We start from the raw sequence: 5,137 nt of genomic DNA, 5'->3' as shown, positions 1-5,137 counted from the left end.
GTATATACCCTAAGCTAGTTTGTAAATTTTAGTAACTTATCTTCAGATAGATTTTTGCTGAGTTATAAAAACCTCTTTTGCTAGAGGTTTATTTGTTAGCTATCTGATATGTAAATGAAAATTTTAGCTCGAACCATCAAGATGAATGGTACTATTGTGCTAATGTGAAATACTAGATAGAAACACACAACTAATTTATAATAAAAATTATAGAATATTATTTGGTTCAGGATAGAGATAAATATCACATATTGGCTGCTGTTCATTAACTGCCATACTACTATTTATTTGGTTGCCATCAATATGGAAATTTTAATGAATAAGTAAATTATTGATATCGCCAGTATATCTATTTAGCTACTAGATATAATAACGACGCGATCGCTTTCTTTATATTTTGACTTTGCCAAGAGCTTTTTCTGCTTTTTTAATTAGTGCATCTGTTGCCGTCCTCACCAGAGGATAAATACATAATTTGACTTGCTAGAAGTACTTCTGCTGTCTCATGTCTTAGAGGTTTAGAGAACACATAACCTTGACCAAATTCGCAGCCAAGTTCCTGTAACCATTGAAGTTGTTGTGGTGTTTCAATACCTTCTGCAATAACGGCTAATCCGAGTTGATTGCTCAAAGCAATAATAGTACTAACAACCTGATAATTACGGTTCCCTTCCTGCATCTGGCTTACAAAGGAGCGATCGATCTTCAAATTATCAGCAGGTAAACGATGGAGATAATTAAGCGATGAATAACCGCTACCAAAGTCATCAATGCTGATTTGAATTTTTCTATCCTTTAATTGGGTTAATAAATCAATTGTCTGACTGATATTGTCAATTAACATACTCTCAGTAATTTCTAAGGCTATGGAATCGCCTTCTAAACCTGTTTGAGCTAGTGTTTGATCGATATCATCAATTAAGCTAGCTTGGCGAATATTTTGAGCAGAGAGATTAATACTCATCTTGAGCGGGAAGTGACTAGCAAACTTGGTTTTCCAGTTTGCCAGTTGTTGACAAGCTTTGTAGAACATCCAGCGATCGATTTGCACAATTAGCCCTGTTTCTTCGGCAACAGGAATAAATTCCTCCGGCAAAATCAACCCGCGAGTTGGGTGTTGCCAGCGCACTAATGCCTCAAATCCTATCAGCCGAACTCCTTGCAACTGCAATTCTCTACTAACCTGTTGGCTTGGTTCGCCGGAGGCATCGCCAAGTATATCAACAATCGGCTGATAGTATATAACAAACTCTTCTCGTTCGAGAGCTTTACGGATATCCGTTTCTAGAGTTAGCCGATTTACGGCTTGAGTGTGCATTTCTATATCAAAAATTTTGTACGAACTTCTATCTTGGGATTTGGCTCTATACATGGCAATATCGGCATCTCGGAGTAAATCGGAGGCGTGAGAATAGTTCTTTGTTCCTAAGACAATACCGATGCTCGTACTGATAACCACTTCCGAATCATTAAGTATCAATGGTGTTTGAAAATCTTTTAGAATCCGCTCAGTAATTTGAATAGCTTTTTCCATACCAGAAATATCTTCCAAGAGAATTACGAATTCGTCACCACCGATTCGAGCGACTAAATCAATCTCTCGCAGATGAGTTTTTAGTTTCTGAGCAATGCTTTTAAGTAGTTGATCTCCAGCTAAATGTCCTAAACTATCATTGATCACTTTGAACCGATCTAGATCGAGAAATAAGACGGCGTAACGATAGGTTTCTATTCGTTTGGCTCGGTTAATCGATAATTCAAGCCGTTCTACCAAAAGCGTCCGATTCGGTAAATCTGTCAATGGATCGTGTAAGGCGTTGTGAATAATCAGTTCTTGTGCTTGTTTGCGATCGCTTACATCTAATAAAACACCATGCCAGACAATATCCTTGTTTTTTCGACACTCCGAACGCGCACTTGCCTGTACCCATTTGAGTTTGCCAGAGGGTGTAACTAATCGCCATTCATAAGAGAATGGTTTTAAAGTTTGAGCGCTTTGTTTGGCAGCCGTATAACATCCGGCACGGTCATCAATATGGATTTGTGCAAAGCACAGAGAGGCATCTGATAAAATTTGATCTGGTGTTAATTCTAGAAGATCCAGACAGCCTAAACTGATGTATTCAAAGACAATAGAACCATCAAAATGATGTACAAAGCTATAAATTATTCCCGGTATATTAGATGCTAATGTTTGTAACAGATTTTGGGCTTGTTGGCGCTCTGCCCGCACTTGAGTATCCCGAAGTTCTCGACGCACCGCCACTGGCAATCGGCTTAAATTGTCTTTCATCACATAATCATGAGCGCCTGCTTTCATCATTTCCACAGCAGATACTTCGCCGATTGTGCCAGAAACGAGAATGAAAGGAATATCTTTTTGACTCTGCTTTGCTACTTCCAAAGCCATAGGAGCATTAAATCCAGGCAATCGGTAATCTGAAATTATCACATCCCAGGTACGGCTATTGAGGGCTGTGTGTAGCTCCTCGACGGTTTCGACACGTTGCCAGATCGGATTGAAACCACCGCGACGCAGTTCACGGATAACTAACATGGCATCGATTTCTGAATCTTCAACCATTAGAACGTTCAAGGGTTCACTCATACCTCATACCTCATAATCTCCTTGGCAAAATTTGAGTTAATCCGCCCCATTTTCATCCCAAACAACACCGATTAGCTGCTAAGAAATATGACTAACAGATGCACCAACGATTTGCAAGCTGGTAAGTAAATCGGCGTTCAAGTGGCTGGCTAATCTCGCCCTTGTCTGCACTCAAAAGAGAAATGAGAAATAGTTTCTTTCAGGATACCTGCTTAGTTAACTCGACTATGGAACCAGTGAGGACACCGATCCCACAATAAAATTTGGGATGTTTTTTTATTTGGAAGTCCCTAAAGAGGTTTTTCAGGAACTTTACCCATTGTCAGCCAATCTTTGTGCCAGTCCCCCATACTCAATATTGCGATTTAAGATGATTGGGTATTCTATAATTTGCGATCGCCACTATACGGATGATTGAAGTTGAACATCTGAGTAAAATATACGGCTCTACCCCAGCGATTACTGATGTCACCTTTAGCGTCGAGCCTGGGGAGATTTTAGGGCTGTTGGGCCCCAATGGCGCTGGAAAAACCACAACCATGCGGATTCTGGCTGGTTATTTACCGGCAACCAATGGAAATGCCCGGATTGCTGGTTATGATGTCCATGAAAATTCCCTAGCTGTGCGCCAACGCATTGGTTATTTACCGGAAACACCGCCATTATATCCAGACATGACGGTGGAGGGATTTTTGCATTTTGTCGCCCGAATTAAGGGAGTATCAGCAGGCGATCGCCCTAATAAGGTGACAGCCGCCATCGAACGCTGCAACTTAGAAGATAAGCGGCGAGTAATTATTCGCAAACTCTCCAAAGGATACCGCCAACGTGTCGGAATTGCTCAAGCGATCGTTCACGATCCCCCAGCGATCATTTTGGATGAACCCACCGTTGGACTCGATCCCCGGCAAATAATTGAGGTGCGGAATTTAATTAAAAGCCTCGCTGGTACTCACACAATTATTCTTTCCACGCACATTCTGCCAGAAGTAAGCATGACTTGCAGCCGCGTCGCCATCATCAATCGCGGTAAAGTTGTGGCAACAAATACACCAGAAAACCTGATGACTCAGTTGACAGGGGGTTCTGGGTATGAATTGGAAATAGAAGGAGAAGCCGCCCTAGCAAAACAGGTATTGCAAAAAGTCGCGGGTGTGAGCCTGATAGAATCAATTCCCACAGCCGGAGGACATCAACCCCAGGAAAATCGCGCTTATCTGCGGGTGATATCGCAACCGGGAAAAGAACCAGGAAAGGATATTGCCACAACCTTAGTGCGTGCAGGATTCGGTTTACATGAATTGCGGCGGGTTAACGCCACCTTAGAAGATGTATTCTTGCAACTGACCACAGAAGAAAAGAATTTCGATCCTGATGTAGACTTAGCAGCAGACAAAGAAGGAGTAGCGTAAATGGGTATAGTACTGAGTAATATTATTGCCATTTATCGCCGAGAGTTACAGAGTTATTTTGTATCGCCCTTAGCTTATGCGATCGCAGGCATATTTTGGTTCATGGCGGGGTTATTCTTCGTGATGATTTTGCTAGGGCCAAATGGCATTTTGGTAGGAGTCGCGGCAATAGATGCACAAGGGCAACAACTAGGAGTGCCAGTACCGCCGATAGATGTCCCCTATGAATTTATCCGGGGATTTTTGGATAGTATGGGGTGGCTATTGTTGTTTACCCTGCCAATTCTTTCGATGGGACTCTATGCCGAAGAACGGAAACGGGGCACTTTAGAACTGTTAGCCACCTCACCAATCACCAATTGGGCGGTAGCTTTGGGTAAGTTATTAGGCGTGCTAACATTTTTTACCACGATGGTTTTACCCATGCTAGTGTTTGAAGCGATCGCCATTAGTGGATCAAATCCACCAATGGCACTCTCAATTCCCTTGCTGGGTCATTTTGGATTAATCTTGCTAGCAGCGGCAATTTTATCTTTAGGAATGTTTATTTCCTCATTAACAGACAGCACAATTTTATCTGCCGTTCTTACCTTTGCAGTAATTTTATTGTTGTTATTCATTGATTTAATCGCCAAAATTATCCCTGGCCCCGTGGGCGAAGCATTAGGTTATCTGTCATTGCTGAAACATTACAACACTTTCATTCAAGGCATTTTTGATACCAGCGGCTTAATTTTATTCGCCAGTTACATTTTTTTGGGCATCTTTCTCACAGCTCAATCAATTGATGCACTGCGTTTTCAAAGGCAATAGTTATTTGTCATTTGTCATTTGTCCTTGGTCACTTGTTATTAGTCATCTGGGACATTGCCAATTGAGTTTAGATAGGAGTTTAATTTGGGTGCTAGTTCGTTAATGATTGTTTTGATTGCATTTATCTGTTCAGTAGTTAAAAGGTTACGAGTATAAGCCCGTCTTAACCAATGTTGAGTTTCATTCAAAGAACCTCTTGCGATTTTGATAAAACGTCTATTGTCTTGAAAACTACCTCTTCCTACACCTTCTGCTATATTGGCTCCAATACTATCTGCCGAACGAACAATCTGTTTACCAATAG

At 41.3% G+C, this 5,137-nt stretch carries 4 protein-coding genes; 2 read left to right on the top strand and 2 right to left on the bottom strand.

What is annotated here, in order from left to right; translation table 11 throughout:
- Positions 1 to 427: 427 nt before the first annotated feature.
- Positions 428 to 2,608 (bottom strand): putative bifunctional diguanylate cyclase/phosphodiesterase, encoded by a 2,181-nt coding sequence (locus IQ229_RS12330; RefSeq protein ID WP_194044065.1) that lies wholly within the window; start codon positions 2,606 to 2,608, stop codon positions 428 to 430.
- A 410-nt stretch (positions 2,609 to 3,018) separates the two neighbouring features.
- On the opposite strand from IQ229_RS12330, the gene IQ229_RS12325 reads away from it, so the two are divergent.
- The gene (locus tag IQ229_RS12325) at positions 3,019 to 4,020 is read left to right on the top strand and encodes an ABC transporter ATP-binding protein (protein WP_194044063.1); all 1,002 of its coding nucleotides are present in this window, start codon (positions 3,019 to 3,021) and stop codon (positions 4,018 to 4,020) included.
- A complete protein-coding gene (locus IQ229_RS12320) occupies positions 4,021 to 4,833 on the top strand; it encodes an ABC transporter permease (RefSeq protein ID WP_194044061.1) in 813 nt (270 codons plus the stop codon).
- A 38-nt stretch (positions 4,834 to 4,871) separates the two neighbouring features.
- On the opposite strand, the gene IQ229_RS12315 is transcribed toward IQ229_RS12320, so the two are convergent.
- Positions 4,872 to 5,137, bottom strand: a 266-nt coding sequence (locus IQ229_RS12315) for a four helix bundle protein (protein ID WP_194044059.1), incomplete at its 5' end; no start/stop codon positions are given.

Origin of the sequence: Nostoc cf. edaphicum LEGE 07299 (genome assembly GCF_015207245.1) — a bacterium.
Classification (GTDB): Bacteria; Cyanobacteriota; Cyanobacteriia; order Cyanobacteriales; family Nostocaceae; genus Nostoc; species Nostoc edaphicum_B.
This window is presented reverse-complemented; position numbering and strand designations above follow the sequence as displayed.